The organism is Metabacillus arenae, from assembly GCF_014773385.1.
In the GTDB taxonomy this organism is placed as follows: domain Bacteria; phylum Bacillota; class Bacilli; order Bacillales; family Bacillaceae; genus Metabacillus_D; species Metabacillus_D arenae.
This window is the reverse complement of the sequence record NZ_JACXAI010000003.1, coordinates 116,942-139,908: the sequence shown is the minus strand read 5'-3', so window position 1 is coordinate 139,908 and position 22,967 is coordinate 116,942. Positions and strand designations below refer to the sequence as shown.

13 protein-coding genes are annotated in these 22,967 nt (G+C 37.7%); 3 read left to right on the top strand and 10 right to left on the bottom strand.

The window, feature by feature from the left end; translation table 11 throughout:
- Positions 1 to 989: 989 nt before the first annotated feature.
- The 3 genes from IC621_RS03905 to IC621_RS03895 all read right to left on the bottom strand — a co-directional run bounded on the left by IC621_RS03905 (position 990) and on the right by IC621_RS03895 (position 7,907).
- Positions 990 to 2,252 carry an efflux RND transporter periplasmic adaptor subunit gene (locus IC621_RS03905; RefSeq protein ID WP_191155942.1) on the bottom strand — a complete coding sequence of 421 codons (1,263 nt, stop codon included), beginning with the start codon at positions 2,250 to 2,252 and terminating at the stop codon, positions 990 to 992.
- A 12-nt stretch (positions 2,253 to 2,264) separates the two neighbouring features.
- On the bottom strand, positions 2,265 to 2,933 hold the full coding sequence (locus tag IC621_RS03900; protein ID WP_191155940.1) for a hypothetical protein: 669 nt from the start codon (positions 2,931 to 2,933) through the stop codon (positions 2,265 to 2,267).
- 435 nt (positions 2,934 to 3,368) lie between these two features.
- Positions 3,369 to 7,907, bottom strand: a complete 4,539-nt coding sequence (locus IC621_RS03895) for a phosphodiester glycosidase family protein (RefSeq protein WP_191155938.1) — start codon at positions 7,905 to 7,907, stop codon at positions 3,369 to 3,371.
- Positions 7,908 to 8,895: 988 nt separating this feature from the next.
- Here IC621_RS03895 and aceA point away from each other — a divergent pair.
- On the top strand, positions 8,896 to 10,176 hold the full coding sequence (aceA, locus tag IC621_RS03890; RefSeq protein WP_191155936.1) for an isocitrate lyase: 1,281 nt from the start codon (positions 8,896 to 8,898) through the stop codon (positions 10,174 to 10,176).
- Positions 10,177 to 10,441: 265 nt separating this feature from the next.
- A complete protein-coding gene (locus IC621_RS03885) occupies positions 10,442 to 10,747 on the top strand; it encodes a hypothetical protein (RefSeq protein WP_191155934.1) in 306 nt (101 codons plus the stop codon).
- Positions 10,748 to 11,209: 462 nt separating this feature from the next.
- Here the strand turns inward: IC621_RS03885 and IC621_RS03880 are convergent, their stop codons facing one another.
- Positions 11,210 to 12,661, bottom strand: coding sequence for a YfcC family protein (locus tag IC621_RS03880; RefSeq protein WP_191155932.1), 1,452 nt, complete (start codon positions 12,659 to 12,661; stop codon positions 11,210 to 11,212).
- 740 nt (positions 12,662 to 13,401) lie between these two features.
- On the opposite strand from IC621_RS03880, the gene IC621_RS03875 reads away from it, so the two are divergent.
- On the top strand, positions 13,402 to 14,799 hold the full coding sequence (locus tag IC621_RS03875) for an NCS1 family transporter (protein WP_191155930.1): 1,398 nt from the start codon (positions 13,402 to 13,404) through the stop codon (positions 14,797 to 14,799).
- A gap of 228 nt (positions 14,800 to 15,027) precedes the next feature.
- Here IC621_RS03875 and IC621_RS03870 read toward each other — a convergent pair whose 3' ends face one another.
- The 6 genes from IC621_RS03870 to allC all read right to left on the bottom strand — a co-directional run bounded on the left by IC621_RS03870 (position 15,028) and on the right by allC (position 22,790).
- On the bottom strand, positions 15,028 to 16,404 hold the full coding sequence (locus IC621_RS03870) for an allantoinase (protein ID WP_191155928.1): 1,377 nt from the start codon (positions 16,402 to 16,404) through the stop codon (positions 15,028 to 15,030).
- A gap of 133 nt (positions 16,405 to 16,537) precedes the next feature.
- A complete protein-coding gene (locus tag IC621_RS03865; protein WP_191155926.1) occupies positions 16,538 to 17,413 on the bottom strand; it encodes a fumarylacetoacetate hydrolase family protein in 876 nt (291 codons plus the stop codon).
- 138 nt (positions 17,414 to 17,551) lie between these two features.
- Positions 17,552 to 18,730, bottom strand: a complete 1,179-nt coding sequence (locus tag IC621_RS03860) for an amidase (RefSeq protein ID WP_191155924.1) — start codon at positions 18,728 to 18,730, stop codon at positions 17,552 to 17,554.
- Positions 18,731 to 18,764: 34 nt separating this feature from the next.
- Complete coding sequence (locus IC621_RS03855) at positions 18,765 to 20,108, bottom strand: uracil/xanthine transporter (protein ID WP_191155922.1); 1,344 nt, start codon at positions 20,106 to 20,108, stop codon at positions 18,765 to 18,767.
- A gap of 184 nt (positions 20,109 to 20,292) precedes the next feature.
- The gene (locus IC621_RS03850; RefSeq protein WP_191155919.1) at positions 20,293 to 21,534 is read right to left on the bottom strand and encodes a pyridoxal-phosphate-dependent aminotransferase family protein; all 1,242 of its coding nucleotides are present in this window, start codon (positions 21,532 to 21,534) and stop codon (positions 20,293 to 20,295) included.
- A 14-nt stretch (positions 21,535 to 21,548) separates the two neighbouring features.
- Complete coding sequence (gene allC / locus IC621_RS03845) at positions 21,549 to 22,790, bottom strand: allantoate deiminase (RefSeq protein ID WP_191155917.1); 1,242 nt, start codon at positions 22,788 to 22,790, stop codon at positions 21,549 to 21,551.
- Between the last annotated feature and the right edge of the window lie 177 nt (positions 22,791 to 22,967).

Genomic DNA, 22,967 nt, shown 5'->3' with positions numbered 1-22,967 from the left:
AAAGTTCAGCAAACAATCATACCTATCGTGCGATTGAAGGTTTAAAAATACTTTCTTTTAAGAAAAAAGACTATCTCCCCTATCTACAACCCAGCTTATCTGGATTGTTCTTTTTAAGTACATAAATACTGAGCGAAACAGTTCTACCTTACATCCCTCCTCACTAAATAGTTTAAACACTGAAGGAATATTGTTGGATTATATCTGGTTCATTATTATTTTACATGCAATAGATGGTTGTTACCAACATTATTTTTTTGAAAATTTAGAAAATAGTAATTTAATCCTAAATTTACATACTCTTATAGACTTGTTTTTTAGAAATAAATAGGGATAAAGCTATAGGTGAAATGCAAATTTCAGATTAAATTTTTCATAATTTGCTCTATGAAAGATCATAAAATGTTACCGTCCATAACTCTATAACAGGAAATTAAAATTGTTTAACTCACTTTTTTCACCTATAGAAAACTAGAAAACCACTTTACATATAATAAAGTGGTCCCTTTGTTATTCATTATCTAATATTAATCATATTGTTTGATGCCTTTTCACATCCTCTTAATAGCTTTCACCTTTGATAAACATTTTTTAATTTATCGAACTGATTTTTCATAAGTTTCTTTTTCAGGCACTTCCCAAACGCGGCATTCAAATGTAAGTTAGCCTTCGTATCCCATTTGGCTTAGTGCATTAAGACCTGAAACAAAATCAAGATGACCGTGGCCAAGTTTCTAACCATGGTTGTCTGCAAAATTTACATGACCCAAATGTTCTCCAGCATTCAAAAGACTTTCTTCAATGTTCAGTTCTTCATTGATCTGGGGTTTCAATAAAACGCCAAAAAATAAAACAGCCGCCGGCGTTAAAAGCGAGGCGGGTGTCCTCATATTCCGTACGGTTGACCAGCTTTGTCTTGCCTCCCAGATTCTCAGATTTTATCACTATTCCCGCCTCGTACCTCTCACAACTAAAAAAACACTCCTTTTTTATCGATACATCCCATTAACAATCAGCCTAGCGATTTGTTCTTTCGTATATAATTTTAACGAACTTTTATTTACCTGCTTCTCTTCTATCGGCATAAATATTTCCTGATTATTTCTCATTAAATTTGCTGGATTTGCGATAATTCGATCATTTTTGGCAAGACCTTCGGTGATTTCTTGTTTACCGTTTATTATCATACCTGTTTTAATTGCTTTCCTTTTCAGCCGGCCTTTTTCAATGACATATACATATTTTTCTTTTTGTAATGTTTTACTGTAAGAAGTTGGAATGACCACCACATCTTCTTTTTTCTCGAGGATGATTTCTACGTTCGTATGAAAGCCCGCCAATAATTCTTCTGATTGTTCTTTGAGCTCTGCAGTATAAGTATAATAGCTAGTTGCTTTATCAACAGAAGGTTCAGTAAGTGGAGTTGTTTCAATTTCCCTTATGGTTCCAGAGTGCTTCTGCCCTGGCTTTACATTAGGTGCTGCTATTATCTCTTGCCCTTCTTTTACTTTAATGATCTCTTCTTCTGTTAATTTACCGGTAATTAAGAAAGGACTATCAGATCTTATCGTCATAACAGTTTCCCCGTCACCAGACGCGTATGGATTCACTTCCGTGACCGTCCCGCTTAATTTGCTTGTAATCGTATAGGCTTCCTTTTCACTCTCTTTCATTGTGATTTGGTTCTCTACTTGCAGTCTTTCTTGTTCTAATTTTTGTTGTTCATTTTCTTTTTTTTGAATGGCTTGATTCAATTGCTGTTCTTGCATTTGTAAAGCTCTATCATCATCTTCATTATCTTCTTCATCAAATTCAGGTTCTGTATTAAACTGAGATTCTTCAAAAGTATATAGGTCGTCTATTTGCGATTGTAAATCGGCTATTTCGGTGTCTACCATTGATTCTTGAGTCTCTAGCGACTCGATTCTTTGCTCTAATAGCAAAATTTCCTGGTCTATTTTTTCTGAGTTATATTCTATAAGAGCTTGACCGCTTTCCACATGATCTCCTTTATTAACAAGCACAGAAGAAATCTCTCCTAATTTACCTTGAGTTGGAACAGAATATTCTTCTTCAGGCTTAACAACACCTTTTGTTGTAAAGGATTTTTTCAGATCCTCATGCTTCACTAATTTATAGGACTCTATGTATTGGGACCGCTTTACATTATCATTGGTAATAATAAGTACTATATTAACTGCTATGAATAGAAATAGAACGGATACTAATACATTTAAGATGACTTTTTTCAAAACAGTGCTCCTTTATATGATAATTCTTAGCTCTTCAATTATTATTCTAAAAACGGTGCCGCATAAGATGTATAATAGGTTCATACAAACTACTATAGTTAGACAATATTTTACAGACCGTTGTGATAGCTTGATTAGTGAGATAAGCTGAACCATAGCTGCCCATATAAAAAAGATTGAAAAATAGCTGATAAAATGAAGCATAAAGCTATGATCTGTGAGTAATTGGGTTAAAACACCCAACCCAAATGGTGAGCTCTCTCTCCCAATTCCAAGAAATAGTTGCAAAGGATAGAGCAAATATTTTTCTATTAATAATAAAGAAACAGAGAAAAGTTGTACAAAAAACATCTTTTTAAATGGGATATCATGAAAGAAAATCCAATACATGACTGTGAAAAAAAACATATAAACAAGTGGGAATAACAAGGATGAAACAAGATGGCCGATTCCAAACAAAACCTTCGCCATCTCAAGCTTCTCATTTTTAGTGGTATCCATATACCAATGAATCTGCTCTGTCCCAATTCCAGCATAACTGCTTATTAGAGCGATGATTATTGACAATCCTAATACAAGCATAAGTTTAGTAAAAAAACCTTTAATGTGTTCACCATTTCTAAATTCTTCGAAGTAAACACCAGGATTTATTATCCCTTTGAACAATCGAATTTCAATCAAATTTTTATCCTCCTTATGCATCCCAAGCTGTGTATATATCATTCTCATTTTATAGCAAAAATCAGCAAGATAAAACAAATTATTCTAATAATTAACAAGATTTTAAGGATATAAGACTTTTGGATTATAGGATAATAACTTCTTCCATAAGAAGACGCAAGAAGCTATTCTTTCGGTGGAAAGCGAGCGGCTGAAAGGTTGTCCTATTACCTTTAAAGCTGAATTGGCTTTTGACCCGAGGGTCTTGAAACGAAAATTTGCAACCATTAAAAAGAGGCAGTCCGAAAAGGACAAATTCATTAACAATTAAAAATCAAGAATGTAAGAAAACAGTTTTCTGAAACATGTAAAGGGGCAGCCAATATCCGAAAAATCGACTTATGGACAGCCCCTAATTACTTTTGATTATTCGTTTTTTTTGCTTATAATAAGCTTTTATTTTGAATGAGTTTTTTCTTCTTCCTTTGTAATCATATGCTCGTCAATCACACGACCATCTCTTGCTTTTGCAACAATTTTTATTCCGTCATCACTTACAGAAATATTAGAGTATACTTGTGTTTTTTCTTCAAAATAAACATCCATGTAATCCTGCGGAACAGCGTCGTAGAACTTGCTGCCAGTTGATCCTGCAATTAAGTAAGTAGTACCTCCATTCGCTTTCTTTCCATCTTTCAGAGGGAATGTGCGAACGTACGCGTGATCATGTCCCGAGATGGCAAGATCCACCCCAATTTCGTCAAAGACTTTTGGCCAAGCTTCCCTCACACTTTCACTTCCTCCTTGAGGATTAGAATAGTATGGAGAGCGATGATAAAGAACGATCTTCCATTTCTTTTTCGTCTTTTTCATATCCTTTTTAAGCCATGCTGCTTGTTTTTCAAGTCCTTTTTTGTCAGTTTCTGTATTTAAAACAGCAAAGTGAGCATTTCCGTAATCATATGAATAAACCGTGCCTTCGTAACCGTCGGGACCGTTTTGCGGCATGCGAAACAGATTCTTGTAGGTATCCACTCCATTTCCGATATTTTCGTGATTGCCCACTGCTGGTACGAATAGAGTTGAAGCTCCAAGTGCAGGGTCCTTCATCGCTTCAAAAAACGCGCTCCAGTGCGAATAAAGGTTTCCATCATCGATCATATCTCCTACATGCATCATAAACGCTGCATTAGGATATTCCTGTTTTGACTTTTTAAACAGCTCAGTAAAAATTCCAAACCCTGCTTCAGTCTGGTTGGGAGGAGCCTGTGTGTCACCCATTAACACAAAATGGAATGGTTCATCTTTTCCCTTCTCATTCATAACAAGGGAAGCTGGTTCGCTCCATCCCTCATCTGTCCCATCTCCAACACGGTATGTGTATGACTCACCAGGTTTTAGTTTCGTAACCCTTACAGTATGAGATTGGATTTCCCCTTCATTCATAGGATGCGGATTGCTATCGCCTTTAACTGTCTTAATTTTTCGGCCCGAAAAACCATTCCGTTTATAATCCTCTGTTCGTAAAATTTCAACAATTGACTTTGTTGTTAAAGGGGAGGTGGTCCAGTTAATGTTGCGGACATCCTTTTTATCGTCAAATGTAACAGTTTGACGCTCAGGTATATTCGAGCCAAGGTGCTTTAACACATTCAAGTCAATCACATGGCTGTATTTTTTTTCTCGACTTGCTTGAATTGATACATCCCCAGGAATAAGGGTAAGCTTTTCGGTTTTTAATTTTCCGCTCCGATCCGTAATACCCAAGGACCAGTCTGTAACCTCTATATCACTCGCCCTCACCCATCCAACACTTGTACCCAGCTTAATTTCCAGCCAATCCTGCTCTTTTTTGACTACTAATAGATGGGCATTTTTCTTAAGTGATGTAACAGTCTCCGATGTGGAATTAGATTCCTTGTATATTGTTGTTTGTTTGGCTATTACTTTACCTAGCTCATATTTCGGTGAAACAACTTGTATCTTAGCTCGATCTGCAGGCTTCCCATTTTCATCTTTCACTGATAATGTGGAGGGAAATCCTTGTGAAACTCGATCAACTGTCATTTGATAGTGAGCTTGGATTTCTTTTTTGATATCTGGAAGGAAGATAGAAGATTTCTCATGGCTTCCTGCAAGTTTAATTAACCCTTCTTTAAATTCAAGAATTGCCTCACCCTTCCCAGAGACAGGGATTGTAAACGGCACGTTACCCAACACAGCCTCTTCCTTAGTTTCAATGCTGTTTAAACCTTTTAGCTCAATTTCAATCGTTCCATCTTGACTAATTTGGTTTTTTACAATCATTTCATTTGTAATTTGTTTTGAAAAATCAACTTTATCCTGTTCTGGCTTCAAATTAGCTGGATTCACTTTCAATTTTAGCTTTAAATTGTCTATTTCCTTTAATTTCGTGGCGTTGAGTGCAATTGGAAAGTCTCCGCCGACATAAGCTTTTTCAGGAGTAGACAACATTATCCCTGGTTGACCTGCTTTTGTCTTGAACATCCACGTTTTTATTGTTTCATTTCCAAAATTGTCTTGAACGACTAGTGTAGCGATATGGTGACCGTCCAGCAAGTCGGTTTTTGGCTGGTAAGTAACCGAACCTGTCTTATCCTCATATTTATGCTCAACCTTTTTCCCATCTACAAGCAATGAAATTCGGCTTGAATTTATACCGGTTTCTTCATCCTTTGCGACAGCACTTATCACTGGTTTAGACTCCGATACTTCTGCTTGGTCTGCTGGCTGTTCGCCTGTAATGGCAGGATTTATTAGGTCGTCGTTTGTCTCTCCATAAACAGCGCGAATATTATCAACATAAATGGTACCAGCGTTTTTGTTGTTATTATTTGTTTCCATTAGGCGGATAGGAAGGTCCATTTTTAATGGCAGATCCTTTCCTGCAGGCAGGGCAGCTTCAACATATTTCCAGCCTGTCCAATCCATTTTGGCGGCAAAATCAATGGGAAAGGCACTGCCATTTCCGTCCCTCATTTGCGCTCTGAGCCAATGCCCCTTACCGTCTCCGTATACCCACATACCGATTGCTTCAGGGTAATCCTCAATCTCTATCGGTTGTTTCCTATGTGCATAGGCACCAGATGTGCCAATTGTCCCACTAAAATCGTAATTTAACTGGAGTGAGTGGTTATCAAATCGAGCTGGTTCCGGATAGGTCGTTTGTCTTATCGAGATCGATTTATAACGGGCTCCACTGTATGTCCAATTCTGAAAATTTTCTTCAAAATCTTCCAAAATGATCGGCATTTTCCCAACTTGGATTTCGATAGTATCAGTGACCTCTCCATATTTAACAGTAATCGTTCCATTTCCTGTCTGATTGCCGGCCTTGAACTTACCATTATCATCGATCTCTCCAATGTTGCCGGAAACCTGCCACTCAAAAAGATGTGGGTCTGCATCAACCTTTTTACCATTTAAAAGAGCAGTCGGTGCCAGGTTGACTTCGCTTCCCCGCTTAACAGTTAAGGAATCTTGCGGAAACTTTAACTCGCTTAGTTTGTCTGTTACGGTAATGACTGATTCCCCTTTTGAACCATTTGCATCTGCTACTGCAGATGCTTTCATCGCTGTATTTCCTGCAGTAAATAGACCTTCTGCATTCACACTGCCCAGCTTTTCATCGGATACCGACCAGTTGGGTTCCGTTGTTAATTCTTTTGGAAAATAGTTTTTATCCATTCCTTTTGCGTTTAGATCCTCTCGGCTTCCAGCAAGCATCAAAAGGTGATCGGGCTCAACTGCAAGCTGGCTCAATGCGGATGGCTCCGCAGAAGTAGTAACTAAAAGCGAGTTGGCAACAGGACGCTCGTTTCCATCTGAAGGTTGATTAACGACGCTGAGCCCCTGATTCCCCGGCTGTCTCACCGCAAATGTAGAGGAACCACCGCCATCAAGGTTCAATGCATCAACAGCTCCAAGCTCATACATCATATCTCTAAGTTCAAAAACAGTTGTTCCTTCTGAATAACCCGGCTGGCGTCCATCTAGTACGACAAAGAATATGCTCCCATCTGCACGAATGCCGACGGCAGTTCTTGGGGCGACTGCTGTCGTGAAGCTATTTGAAGGCAAATCCACTTTTTGGCCGCTTTTAACCAGGGTGTAATTACCGCTTATACCTTCCACAACATCCTGCCACTTTGCGTCAATCGTTGTTGTTATTTCTAATTCCTGTCCGGAAGTTAAAGATTTTACAAAATCAGAGGAGGCCCCATGTCCGGATATTACCAGTTTGCCTTCTTCTATTGCCTGATTTCCCTCACCGGCTATGGTTTTTTCGACTTTAGCCTTAACAATTCCTGGTTTATGTACGTCCCCTTCAACATTTGTTAAAACCGCTTCTGTTCCTGATGAATTGGTGCCCGTTGTTTTTAGCGGAGCTGAAAAAAGGACAAGCTGATTGGTTTCTCTTGAACCATTTATATGGTTGATTTCCCGATTAGTTCCATTTACCTGAAGGTCAATTTGCACATTTGGGACGCCAATTATAGCTGATCCATCTTTTTTGATACCGATTGTCTCATTGTTGCTTGATTTCAGAATCCTGCCATCTTGAATGACTGTGCCATTCGGAATACCTGTAGACATATTATAAAAGTCACCGTTAAATCCTCCTATGACGATATTTCCCGGCTGTGAAACAGCCTCTGCCTGCTTTCGGACAGGTTGCATGCCAAAATCTTTGCCATTCGGCAGTCCGGTTTCAAGAGAGAGATTCTCTTGGCTCGGGTCCACATTCATTATGAACACTTCTTGTCTCCCTCTTGTACTCTCAATTGTCATCGTTTCTTGCTCTGCCCCTGGTGCAATCATTTTTTCCCATTCATCAATAACTTGTCCAAGAGAATAGGACTCTGTTGTTTCAGCCTGGGCAATCTCTTGCGTGAGAATGAGACTGCCTAACGACATCTGGGTAAATAGTAATAAGGCAAGTAATAATGGTAAAAGCTTTTGTGACTTGATCACAATTATCCCTCCGCATAGTGTGTTTTAAATGCCTTTTCTAAGAGATTGTTGCTTTGAATGAGATAAGCGGAAGCCGATAGGCAAAAAAGGTGTTCTTTAGGCGGATTGCCTAATACTAAGAGGTTTAATTGCGCCTAAAGCTGGACAACGAAAGATTACTCTAAAACATTAATAATTTACTAAACTGCTATTATTACAATTAATAACGTAAAGGTAATCGCTCTATCGTCTATGCTTCTAGTCCCACATCTTACCACTTACCTGTTGGATTAGTTGGATTGCCCTCGCAACAAAATTAGAAAACAGCATTTTTAGAAGATATGACTCTCAAAACCTACCTCCTTTTACCAAGTTACCATCCAGAGGTTTTTAAAAGTTGAAGTCAATATTAAATATTTGTAAATTAAAGAAAATTAAGGAATTAGACCTAGAATGATGATAGTAAACACCTTGAAAAGAAAAATCAACAGAAACCCCGCTTTCATTTTTAGAAGGATTGCATTAAAAATCGGACGAGTTGTTGAATTTGAACACAGAACAGACGTTACGAAGCAAAAAATTAAAAGATTCATCCACTATTAACAGACATAAAACGTACGGCAACTGAACTTCCCCCTATCAAGCAGAAAATAAAAAAATCTTTTTCACCTAAACAACCCAATGCTTTGCTTTGTGTTGCCATTCACTCAATCCTTTTTACATAAAAATTGGTCAATTACTCTTTTTAAGCCAGATAGTATTTTTTTGAGCGATTCTCTTCCTCATGCTGGGTGATTTGAGCTAAATTTTACTTTTCCGTGCCAGATCATCCTTCTACGCCTATCGTTATAAAACGATCAATAAATATCATGAATATTTGGCTTTTTAAGGCCAGAAAAAATATTTACACAATTTTTCAGAAAATTGTTGACACTTTGTTTTTATTTGTTATATAACAATAAGTGAAATATAAATTTGTATTATAACAATCAAAAGGGTGTGGAGAGAAATGAATCGTAATGAACAAGTGAAAAGGCTGGAGGAAAGTTGGAAAGATCATAATCGTTTTAATGGGGTAGAACGGCCTTATACGGCGGAAGAGGTCGTCAAGCTTCGCGGATCTGTTCAAATTGAGCATACTCTTGCAAAAAGGGGTGCAGATCGTCTCTGGAAGCTGCTGAACGAGGAAGATTACATTAACGCACTAGGAGCATTGACCGGAAACCAGGCAGTGCAACAAGTAAAAGCAGGATTAAAAGCGATTTATTTAAGTGGCTGGCAGGTGGCTGCTGATGCGAACCTTTCAGGCCATATGTATCCTGACCAAAGCCTCTACCCTGCTAACAGTGTTCCTTCTGTTGTTAAACGGATCAATCAGGCGCTTCAACGGGCAGATCAAATTCAGCATATGGAAGGACAAGGAGAAATCGAATGGTTTGCACCGATTGTGGCTGATGCTGAGGCCGGTTTTGGCGGACCCTTAAATGTTTATGAATTGATGAAAGGTATGATCGAAGCGGGAGCCTCAGGAGTACATTTTGAAGATCAGCTTGCTTCTGAGAAAAAATGCGGCCACCTTGGTGGAAAAGTGTTAATCCCAACCCAAAATGCTGTGAGAAATTTAATTTCCGCCCGTCTCGCTGCAGATGTAATGGATGTTCCAACTGTTTTGATCGCAAGAACAGATGCAAATGCGGCGGAATTGATCACAAGTGATATCGACCCTTATGATCATGAGTTTATTACTGGTGAACGAACCCCTGAAGGGTTTTACCGGACAAAGACAGGGCTGGACCAAGCGATTGCCCGCGGACTTGCATATGCACCATACTGCGACCTAATTTGGTGTGAAACAGCTGAACCGAACCTCGAAGAAGCTCAGCGGTTCGCTGCCGCCATTCACGAGCAGTATCCTGGAAAATTACTTGCTTACAACTGTTCACCTTCCTTTAATTGGAAGGCGAAACTCGACGATGAAACAATTGAAAAATATCAAAGAGAACTTGGCAAAATGGGCTACAAATTTCAATTCGTTACACTTGCAGGATTCCATGCGCTGAATCACAGCATGTTTGAACTTGCTCTTGACTACAAAGAACATGGGATGGCAGCTTATTCCAAGCTGCAGCAAGCGGAATTTGCAAGTGAAAAAGATGGTTATACGGCAACAAGACATCAGCGTGAAGTTGGAACTGGTTACTTTGACGAAGTATCACAAGTGATCTCTGGGGGAACATCAACAACAACGGCGATGAAAGGATCGACAGAGACTGAACAATTCACTCATTAAATTGTTAGGTTGATAACGAGTAAGTTTATCAAGCTAGCAAACTGATTTTGAATGATGATGTTGGAGTTCCGAAAACTTTTTTAAAATTTTGTGATTGTTATGACTACTACAAATAATGCTTGTAGTAGTCATTATTAAACATTATAAAATATTATCTCAAAAAAATAAAATAATGAAGATGTTCGACAAAATCCCCCCCTTCTCAAAAATAAAAAACTGTTATATGATAATATGATAGTAGTATTCTTTTGAAGGGGGGAGAAAATTGAAGCAAAATCTTTTCTTTTTAATGTGCTGTTCCATGTTATTGTTTGTTATTGGCTTCAATACATTACCCCATTCTCAAATGAAACAACCTACTAAAGCTTTTATTGGAGCAGAGTCATTAGAAGGCACACACGCTTTTATAAAAAATGGAGAGGAAGAAAAAAAGGATCTTAACTTCGCGATTACAATCGCAACCTTTGTAGCAGCATTGATTTTGTCATTATCGAATTGGCAAAAAAATGCGAAACAAAAAGGATCCATTTCCTTTTTAAAGTCTGTGTTTTATCAATCATCCTATATCTAAATATGATGTTAACCTTCATAGTAATTTGGGGAAAGGAGGTTAACTCATGATGATTTTACGGATGATACTTGTCGCATTTTTTTCTCTTACTGCTTTGAATTTATTTTTATTTCAAGGGATTGAGATTATTCATGCGGTTATGGATATTTTTAATAAAAAAGCATAATGTTGGACTATAAAAAGGCATTATGAACTGTACCCTAATAATAAACAATTATAAAAAAACTATGAAACTAGAAAATGCCCTCGGTATTGAGCCGAGGGCATTTTCGTGAGTGTGGCAGCAGCTCCTCATACTTAAGAGGGCGAGCACAACAACCCGCAGGCAGTCGAAAAATGTTAGCTGCAGGATGAAGATGTTTAACAAAAAAGAGGATGTTAGTTCTTATTTTAAACTAACATTCCTCAAATAATTTTAGAATATTTAAGTTTGGCTATTACTTTAGTTATATGTTTTCACATTTAACCATTCCATTGAATAGTTTGAGCGATTAGAAGGAAAACGACGGCAAGTGAAAACCATATTAGAAACAATGGTAAGTAAAAGCGAGCCCATTTTTGCCACGAGACACCAGCTAATGCAAGTGTTGCCATAAAGTATCCCGATGTTGGAAATAAAATATTTCCAAGTCCATCACCAAATTGATAGGCTAAGACGGCAGTTTGTCTTGTTACCCCGATCAAATCGGACAGTGGTGCCATAATCGGCATAGTAACCAAAGCTTGTCCACTACCTGATGGTATTAAAAAGTTAAACAACATTTGTACAATAAACATCCCAATTGCACTAAATACCGCAGGAAATTCACCAACAAAAGCACCTAAGCTGTGAACAACCGTGTCCATCACCTGGCCATCTTCCATGACAACAGCTACCGCCCTAGCTATACCGATAATGATTGCACCAACTAGCACTTCACGAAAACCTTCATTAAACCCTTCACAAATATCTGTTAGTTTTAAGCCAGCAATCAATCCAACTACAATCCCCATGATAATGAACAGTCCTGACATTTCTAACATAAACCAGCCTTTAGCTAATACCCCATAAACAAGCAAGGAGAAAATGCCTATCAGCACAACAGATGCGGCCTTTTGTCGAGTTGTGGCATGACATTTGTTTATTGCCGATTTATTTAAATAGACAGTTCTTTTACGCGAATCTTCTTCATAAACCAAGCTTGCCTCTGGATTTCTTTTCACCTTTTGGGCATAACGAATAATATAAATGATTCCCGCTAGCACAAATACAACAAAAGCTATAATTCTTAACTCTATTCCCGAGAACACTGGAAGCCCTGAAATCTTTTGACCTAAACCTGTATTAATCGGATTAAGAAATCCTGTCATAAAACCTGCTGTCGTTGCCACTAAAGCTACAGCGGCAGCCACAACCGAATCATATCCTAAAGCAATCATTAAAGGTAAAATAACAGGAACATATACTAAACTTAATTCCTGAGTACCAATCAAACTACAGACAGTAGCGAACACAACAATTAATACCGGGATTAATACAATACTTCTACTCGCAAATTTCCTTGTTAGCCTATCTACCCCTATTTCAATAAGCCCTGTTTTTCGAATTACCGCAAAAATACCACCAATAATAAATGTAAAAAACACAACCTCACCAGCAGCTACCAACCCTCTCGGTATAGCTGTCATAAATTCCGTTAAACCAACAGCTGTCTGCTTGACCCTTTGATATGAATTAGGATCAATCGTTGTTCTTCCTTCTGGACCAGGAACTTGTTCATAAACACCAGCTGGAACGATATAAGTTGCAATCGACGCTAGTATAATAAATAAAAATAAAATTACGTAAATATGCGGCATTGCAAACTTCTTTTTAACAAATTGGGGTTCTTCATTAATTTTAATAGAACTCTGTGTACTTTTTTCTATTGCCATATTTATTCCTCCCTTTTAGTAGCCAATCTTTCTCTCTTTTTCTCTTGCGTCACTTAATGTTACTTATAATGTAATAAAATATAACATAATATATAACATTCAGTTTATATGATAATTTTTTATATTTCATTGGGAAATATGTGAATCTTTTGTTATTTCTTTGTACTATCTAACCAAAATTTAAAAGTGAACCCTTTAATTAATCGAATGAGGTTAGGAAATATAACTGTAAATGGTGTAACTAAGCCAAAATTAAAAAATTCTGTCTATGGAGTAATAGATAGAGTAATGGGATTTAGCAGAATGCATGATTAGTGGATTTAAAAACCTACAGGACCCAGTCTGAAGATTCTCTCTTTAGGATAAAGACTGTGACAACTAATATCACAAAGAAAAAGCTAAGCATCTCCATGAGAAGTGTTTGGCTTTTTCCTTTTTTTATAAAATCTAGGTATTTAGCTTTTCAACCAATACAAAAACTAAATTCCTCATTCCCTCCTTTTCTATTCAAACTATACATACTTTGTATGCTTCCCTCTTTGAGGCTACAAACACTTTTAGTTAAAAAGCACAAATAAATATCAAAAAATTCACATTTCTTCTAATGATTTTTAAAAAAAGATTATATAAACTTTATTCATGTCATTTTTATTAACGTCGGATGATATTTTATATAACGTAAAAATCATAATCAATACATGATTTTTACATGTATTAATGAAAAAGGAGTTGAGTCTGCAATGTCTACAAATTCATCAAGTAACATTATAGAAGAAACGCAGATCCACCATGCTACAGGTGAGGATGAATCACTAAAGCCAAAAGCCGAAGAGGGTAGGACGGTCGGTCCGATATCCTATATGTTTATGTGGGTTGGAGACGGCGTTAATTTAGGCAATATGACACTTGGAGCTAGTTTGGTTGTATCAGGAACCGCAACACTAAACATCTTTCAGACATTTGTCGCAGCCGCCCTAGCAATTGGTATCATATCAATTTTTTTTGCTTTAAATGACAGGCTCGGATATAAAACCGGAATACCATATGTTGTACAGCTCAGAATGTCCTTCGGGATGAAAGGCTCCATCATATCATCACTATTGCGCGGTATCCCGGCCATTATTTGGTACGGTTTTCAAAGTTGGATTGGCGGTACTGCCTTAAATGAAATTGTGAAGATTATTACGGGAGGCACCTTTGATAATGTTGTCATTTGCTTTGTAGTGATTCAGCTGGTGCAAATTGGGCTTTCGTTGTACGGCTTCCATGCCATTAAATGGGTGGAACTGCTTGCATCTATTGTTATTATGCTAGCGCTTGTCTATGTATTTGGCGTTCTTCTAACATCCCATAGCGAAGTTATTGTAGAAAAATGGGTTCATGCAGAAGGGTCATGGGGCTTGCCGTTCTTTGGATTCATAATGATGTTTTTGGGGAATTATGCGGCTATCTTTTTAAGCGCAGCGGACTATTCAAGAGAGCTCAAATCTCGTATTAGCGAAACAAAACGCGTTTTTTTGTACTTTTCGCCTATTTTAACAGCGTACGGCTTCGTACTTACAATCGGCGCAATGCTTGCTTCTGCCACCGGCATCTCTAATCCGGTAAAGGCATTTGCAATAGTGGTAGATAACCCTTATATTACAGTAGGAGTATCTGCATTTATTGTGATAGGTGCGGTCGCAGTAAATATGGTTGCCAATATTATTCCGCCGACCTATGTTATTACATTGCTTACAAAAATGAAATATAAAGCTGCTGTTACCATAACCGGACTGCTTGCACTTTGCTCATTCCCTTGGGTGCTTGTACGGGATTCTTCGGCAAAGGGTCTTGGTATGTTTATTCTTATATATTCCGCATTTTTAGGTCCGATTGTTTCTATTTTATTAGTCGAATATTATATATTAAGAAAGCAAAAAGTAAATGTTGCAGATTTGTACAAGGAATACGGTCCATTTGCTGGATATAATCCATGTGCGCTGCTTGCAATGCTAATCGGTGCCGGCGCCGCTTTTTTAAAACTGGAGCTGGGATGGATTATAGGTGTTGTTGTAGCAGGTATTGCATATATTATTCTGATGAAGTTTACATTTAAAGATTCAAAATTCAAAAAGGGTACGATCTTTGAGAAATAATTTAGGACAGATTGATTTACGGGATCAGTCTGTCCGGGTTATTCTTTAGGCCATCTTTTAGTAACATAGAAATAAGGGTTAATCCACCTCGTGACCATGGTAGCTTGAAGGGCATGACGTTTACCCCTATTGGGATGTTTTTGTTCTTAAACTGTAGGGAATCTAATTTAAGAAAAATAAGAGCTCTGATGCAAACATTTTAAATCTATTGCACCAGAGCCCACAACCTTATTTTATTGCCGCATACCCTGTAGGCTTCACCCAACCGCCAACGGACTGTTGCTCCACTATTTTTCCATCTTTAAATACTAAGTTGCCTCTACTAAAAGTACCAACGACTTGGCATGGGAAAGTATGGCCCATATACAAGCTTTCTTTATGTTTGGCATAATAATTTTCTTCCGTAACTGAATGAGATCTTTCCAATGTAACAATTGCTAAATCAGCGTCTGCTCCTTCAGCAATTTTACCCTTTCGATCCGAAAACCCAAATCTTTCCGCTGGGGCTGACGCTGTCCATTTTGCTACTGTTTCAAATGGTATATTATGATTTAAGGCAATCTCAATCATCGACATCAATGAAAATTGTCCGCCGCTAATCCCGCCCCATGCTTGAAATAGATTGTGAACTTTAGGATTTTTTAATTCATAAGGACATGGGGAATGATCTGAAGAGATCATGTCAAATTTATTATCTATTAATAGAGAAATTAATTTTTGCTGCTCTTCTTTCTCACGTAAAGGAGGGGCGCATTTAGCGATAGAACCTAGTTCTCTCAAATGGTCATGGTTAAACAATAAATAATGCGGACAAGTTTCAACCGTTATATTCATTCCCTTTTGTTTCGCCTCTTCGATTTTTTGAATCGTTTTTGCTGAGCTAATGTGTACAAAGTGAAGAGGGCAGCCAGTAAGTTCTGAATAGTAAATCGCACGTTCTACTGCCTCAACTTCGGCGATAATTGGACGCGACTCTATATAATCATCCGCACTGTATTTTCCTTCCTTTTCTTTCTCTTTTTTTAACCAGTTCGTTATCGCTGCACTTTCTGAATGGAGAGCTAAAACTTTGTTAAGTTTGGCGATGATTTTCATTCCATTTAACAATGTTAAATCATCGACTGCTTCAAACTCTTTGTTTCCTGTTGTAGAGAGAAATGCTTTGAATCCTATCACACCTGATTCAACAAGAGCTTCCAAATCCTTTTCATTTCCGGGTACGAGTCCACCCCATAAGCTAAAATCAACAAAAGATTTTTCATTTCCTAACTTTGCTTTTTCATATAGAGCATCTTGATGAACGGTTGAAGGAATCCCATTTAAGGGCATATCAAAATAAGTTGTACACCCTCCTGCGGCCATCATCATTGAACCTGTATGGAACCCTTCCCAATGTTCCCTCCCTGGTTCACTAAAATGAACATGTACATCAATTATTCCAGGAAAAACATACTGATTATTAGCATCCCATTTCAAATCCGCATCATTCGTTATTTCTTTTTTAATAACGGTAATTTTCCCATCCTTAATACCAATGTCAGTTTCTGATACACCTGTAGGAAGAACTACTTTTCCATTTTTAATAATGACATCTAAATGTTCCATGCTCATTTCTCCTTTAAATAAAAATTATGTTCCGATATTTATATCAACTTTATAATGGAAAAACATGATCCTTTAGAAAACTTTTAAACTCCTATCCTTACTAGCTTTTCAGTTAGATTGTAAATCTCGCGCTTTATACAAATAAGGAAGAACCTGATACAGGATTTTGCAACCGTTTAAATTCATGAATATTACACTCAACAACATCCCCATCACGAATAACTACAGATCCAGGCGTACCAGTCATAATAATATCACCAGGATGCAATGTCATGATGTTCGAAAAAAATGACACAATCCACCATGGTTGGTACATCATATTTGCCACGACATTCTGGTGACAAACTTCTCCGTTTAAAACAGTTTCTACAGTAATGTCCTTTAAAAAAGGAAATTCATCAACTGTCATAAAATATGGGCCAAAACTAAAGAATGTATCAAAACTTTTCGATCTCTGCAAATAACGAGGGTTTTTTACATGAATATCCTTTGCAGTCATATCTAATGTAGTGGTAAAACCAGCCACAACACTAGAGGCATCCTTTTCCTTAACATCTCGGCATGTTTTTCCAATAATAATTCCAAGCTCCCCTTCTGCTGTTACTTCGCTAGACTGAAGAGGCAGCTTAATAGATTCCTCCGGACCAATCAAACTAGTACCTGGTTTCAAAAAAATGACTGGTTCTTCCTCGGGAGGCCGACCAGACAATTCAATTGCCTTTTCCATATAATTCATGCCAACACCTAGGATTTTTCCCGGATTACGATAAAGGGGCGCACATCTTATTTCTTCAACTGGAATATCAGGAAAGTGACATAATTTGTCCTCTCCCTCTTCTTTATACCAAAGGTTTATTTCAGTTAATTGGTCTTTCTGTAAAATGCTAAAAAGGTCTGTATTCCAATTTTTACCTTCCATCTCGTTTATCGTTTTAATTGAAGTAACCTTATCTCGGAAAACGATTGCAGCGGACTCTCCACCTTCTGCTTTAACGGTTACAAGTTTCATATCCATTCTCCTTTTATAAATGTTTAATTACATCAATTTTAACTTTATTGCATAGGTTCCAAAATAAGCTAAAAGGGGCTAGTTATAAGCATATTCAAGAAAAAAGTAAAAAATCAGATGTTTCTTACCTTCTAATTTTTAGAAACTTCTTTTCTCTAAAAATTCATTCACCCAATTCAATAGTTTTAAGTCTTGATAACGATTAGCGATAAACGATAAACCTATCGGAAGTCCGTTCACTTCTGCTAAAGGAAGCGTAATCTGGGGTAACCCAGCTAAACCTGCTATACAGGACAGCTGCATTGTTTTTGCTCGATATTGCTCCGCTGTTTCTCCATGTAAATTTAATAACGGTGCTGCTCCGGGAGCAGTTGGAATCACTAACAGACCTTCTTCCCCCAAAAGATTTGACATCGATTGGCGGATTTTTTTCCTCAATTCTAAATTGGGGATGCAATCACTCTTTTTCAACGTACTTGTCCATTCAAATCTATCACCAATACCAGGTCCGAATTTCGGATTTTCCTCTCGGATCCATTCGCCGTGTTCACTCCAGATCTCTAATCCTTGGATAATTCGAAACGTATTCGACCACTCAGATAATCCCTCTTCGGAAATTTCAACCCACTTACTATGATCTGTTATCTTTTCTAATAAAGAATCAAATGCCAATAATGCTTCTTTGCTTTCTTTATCCAACACCGCCCATGCATCTTTCCCTAAAAAAATGGTGTTAAAGCTTCCTTCCTGACTTTTACCATCAATAAGAATACGTCCAACTTCAAGTAATAATTTCGGATCCCTGGCCATCCATCCAACTGTATCAAAGCTTTCAGCTAATGGAATAACCCCTTCTATTGGAACTGCCCCATGCGTAGGCCGAAATCCATAGATCCCGCAATAAGAAGATGGGATACGAACAGATCCTCCTGTATCAGTTCCCAAAGCAAAGTCTACTAACCCAGCTGAAACAGCTGCCGCCGATCCGCTGGATGATCCTCCTGGAATTCGGTCATGAGCCTTCGGATTTACAGGTGTACCGTAATGAAAGTTCTCACCATTCAAACTGTACATCAGTTCATCAGTATGTGCAGTTCCCGTTAATTTGGCTCCATGTTCAAGTAAACGATCAATTGCAGGGGCATTTCGAACGGCAGGATGATGTGTTCGAAGCCAATCAGGATTTCCTGCTCCACTCGTATGACCTTGAATCGCAAATACATCTTTTACTGCAAACGTCAAGCCGTTTAACCGTCCTGATTCTTTTGGTTCAATAATCAAGTCTTTATTAACGAATGCATTCCACTTATCATTCATTGCTGCTCCCTCCAAATTTTAAAAATCTTTATTATTATTTTCCTTCTTGAACATATTTGTTTAAGTGTTCTTGATCTTTTTTTGTCGTTAAAAACTTAAAATGAATATTTTCTAAAACAAGAGATAATAAAATGCCAACTAATAGTCCGTTGCTTAGTAACGGTTGCAAAATACTTGGAACTGTTTCGAAATAGGATGAAGGAAATGTCATAAGAATGATTCCAATGAATAAAGGAACAGCTAGACGATAAATATTCGCTGTATTTAAATGAATTTGAGCAAAATACTGAAGTGATGAATGCAGCAGCCTTAAATAGGCAACAAGTAAAACTGCGCTCCCAATACTTAAAGGAAGTTTAGCCATTAAATTACTGATTGCAGGTATCATTCCCATCAGCATGAACATCCCTCCACCGATCACAAAAGGAAGTCTCTCCAAAATTTTCGTTTGATTGAGAAAACCTATCGATGATACATATGGAGCATAAGGCACCATCCCGAATAATCCGGCAATCATAACGAACAACCCGCTTATCGTAAATGAATTTCTATAATGTTTTGATGTGGCAATGATTTTATAGATTCCATCCGTACCTTTTAAAGCCCCAAATGTATTAGATGTATTAATTAATCCAGCAATAACAGCTGTCACAATAATCCCTGCATCCAAACTAGGTGCACCAAGAAGGAAAAATTCAATGTCCATTATTCCAGCAACGTCTATTGCTTCTTTTTTATCAAACAACAACCCAAACAGGACCCACCCTCCAATGATCCCGATTAATAAGGAGTATCTGCTAAATGCAGGAGAAGCTTTAATGCTGAAAATAATAATGAAAGCAGCAACAGTACTAGATAATAGAAAAACAGGTATGTCAATATGTGATGTTTCTGAATGAACACCAAAAGGAATGCCAAGCATCCCCTTAAGGAAAATTGCATTCAACCTGCAACCTAATAAGAACATAAACACTGCCATTACACCGGAGTTAAACAACTTAGAAAAGTGCTGTGAAAGACCGCTTAATCCAATGATCATCGTAATGAATCCAGAGATCATAATTCCAACAGCCAGACTTCCTCCAAGTGCAGTCAACGACATCCCTTGTGAAGGAGCTGCGTAACAAAGACTTAAAATCACTCCCCACCATAATCCAGACTGCCCCTCCATAACCGATCGTTTATGTCCTAATAAAGCTTGTAAAATACACGCTAAACCTGTAAAGAAAAAAGAAAACTGAATTAGAGATATCGTTTTACCTTGAGGTAGCTGGAATGCTGCCCCTACCGTAATTGGAATGACAACAGTATTTGTAAAAAGAAAAAAAAGCCATTGTAATCCAGCAAGCCAATGCTCCATCTTAAATAAATTTTTCATAAAATTCACCTTCTATATATTTGGAAAAAAGCGAGATAAAGCCGGTCACTTTTAATAAATAGTTTGTAATTCTCCTTTTTTCCTTAGGCTGGTTCTAAACAAAAAGCTTGTTCACCTCGGCAACAAGATTCCACCTAAATCCGGAATCTTTTTTTCAACATTTCACAGGTTAGATGTTTTTCTACTATACTGCTGCTAAATTTGCAGATTCATATACATTAAGCGCAGCTTGTAAACCTTCCCCCATTTGGATCGATGCACCATGACGAATCAATACGGCTTCAAGAGCCGCCAGCACAAACAAGATGTTTTCTTTTCTGCAGCTGTATCCCATCGTTCCAATTCTCCAAATCTTCCCGTGAAGAGGCCCAAATGAACTTGCGATCTCTATTCCAAACTGCTGAAGCAGCATCGTTCTTACTGATTCGCCGTCGATACCTGCTGGAATGTTAATGCAAGTGACCATAGGCAGCTTCCAAGGAACATCATTAAATATTCCCAACCCCATTGCTTTAATCCCTTTTACAAGTGCTTTTTCATGTAAACGATGTCTTTCAAATCGTTCTTTTAACCCTTCTTGTAAAACGATTCGCACTCCTTCACGTAATGCGTAAAGCATTGATGTTGCTTCTGTATGGTGATTTAACCTTCTCGGTCCCCAATAATCCTGCAGCTGACTTATGTCAAAATAATTACTGCTAATTGGATGTTGAACTTCTGATCGATCTTGTTCTGTCGCAACCCCTTTTTCTACTTTTTTCCGAACAGCAATCACTTGTTCAACTCGGTCATTATACGTTATTGGTGCCATTCCAGAAGGAACAGACAAACATTTTTGCGTACCGCCTATTACTGCGTCAAGCTCCCATTCATCTACTTTCACATTTGTACCGCCAATTGTTGCGACAGCATCAACGATACATAATACATCAAGCTCTCGACATGCAGGACCAATCTCGTCTAATGGCTGCATACAGCCGGTTGATGTTTCACCATGGACGACCGCAAGTACTTTTGGTTTAACTTTTTTCATTTCGTTAATGATTTCCTGTTGATTGAATACTTCTCCCCACTCGCATTCCATAATGTGGATTTCCGCCCCGTTACGCTCAGCAATTTCCGTTAACAAATATCCAAATCTACCATAGATCGGAATTAACACTCTATCACCTGGTTTTAATACGCTGCATAACACAGCTTCAATACCAGCTCGAGATGTTCCATCAATAGGAAACGCCCAGTGGTTTTTGGTTTGGAAAACTTGACGAAGCATTTCCATCGTTTCATTCATCATCTGTGTAAAAGCAGGATCAAACTGCCCAAGTATTGGTGTACTCATCGCACGCAGCACTCTTGGGTCTACTTCAACAGGCCCCGGAGTCATAATGGTTCGTAATGGCGAATTTATTTCTTTAAAAGCATTCATTGCTTTATCCTCCTTTAATAAGCTAATTCATATAAAACCTTTATTAATAGTTGAATCCCTTTTTCTAAATCTTCTGTTCTCGTAAACTCATATGGCGAATGGCTTATCCCATTTTGACTTGGTACAAATAATAAAGAAGTTGAACAAAATGGACCAAAAACTTGCGAATCGTGACCAGCCCCGCTTGTCATTCTCTTAAATGGTATTTGTTCTCTTCTTAAAATTGATTCTGAAATTTTATTCAACTTTTCACACATCTTTACTGGTTTTTCATTCATCCAATTATGAATATGCAACTGAGTCTGATGCCTGTTCACAATCAATTGAAACTCTTTGAACACATCCTCACAAAATTTAGAAAGAACAATTTCTTGACTATGACGAATGTCAATACTAAATGTCGCCTTTCTTGGAATGACATTTGATACGTTGGGCTCCAAAGAAATTTGGCCGACTGTCACCACTAAATCTGTGGATGTTTCTTTCGCTTTCTGCATAAGCACTTGAATCAGCTCAGCTGTTGAATACATGGCATCTTTACGCCATGCCATCGGTGTTGTACCCGCATGATTGCTTTCTCCAGTCACCGTGATATTATATCGTCTTTGTCCGACTATATGACTGACAATCCCAATGGATTTTTCTTCTCTTTCTAACACTTCTCCTTGTTCAATATGCAATTCAATAAAGCAATCAAGGTCATTTCGCTTTGGCGGTTGATGGTTCCCTTTCCCAAACCCTGCTTGGTGCATTGCTTCTATAAAAGGAATACCCTTTGAGTCCTTCAAATGATGAACATCTTCAAACGATTTTATCCCAGTAATATTGCCAGAGCCCCAATATGTCATCGGAAAACGACTTCCCTCTTCTTCACATAAAGAAACAACCTCTATATTTTTTATCGGTGAACCGTAATGCTCATATAAGTATTGTACAGCTATTAAGCCAGCAATTACTCCATACGCTCCGTCATACTTTCCCCCATCTATGACAGTATCAATATGAGAACCTGTTAAAATGGTCGAAGCATTTTCTTGCTGTCCCGCTAATCTACCAAAAAGATTTCCAACGTCATCATAAAAGGGATGGAGACCAATCTCTTTCATCTGCTTTTCAATTGCTTCTTGAGCAGATAACCAATCTTTCGAATATAATTTCCGTGTAACTCCATTGTTATTCGTTTTTCCGAATGAAGCTAACCACTCCATCATTTCTTCAATTTGTTCGAATAAGGCAGGTGACTTCTTCTCGATCATTACCAACCTAATCCCCCTCTATTCTAATAATCATTTTTTCTATTAGTGATTGTTATATATATTGACATGATTCGTAATATAAATTGATTTTAAAATAAATACCTGCTAAAATCATTCACATAAATGTAGAAGATTTAAATAATTTATTGTTCATATTAACTAAATTTTTCAACTTAA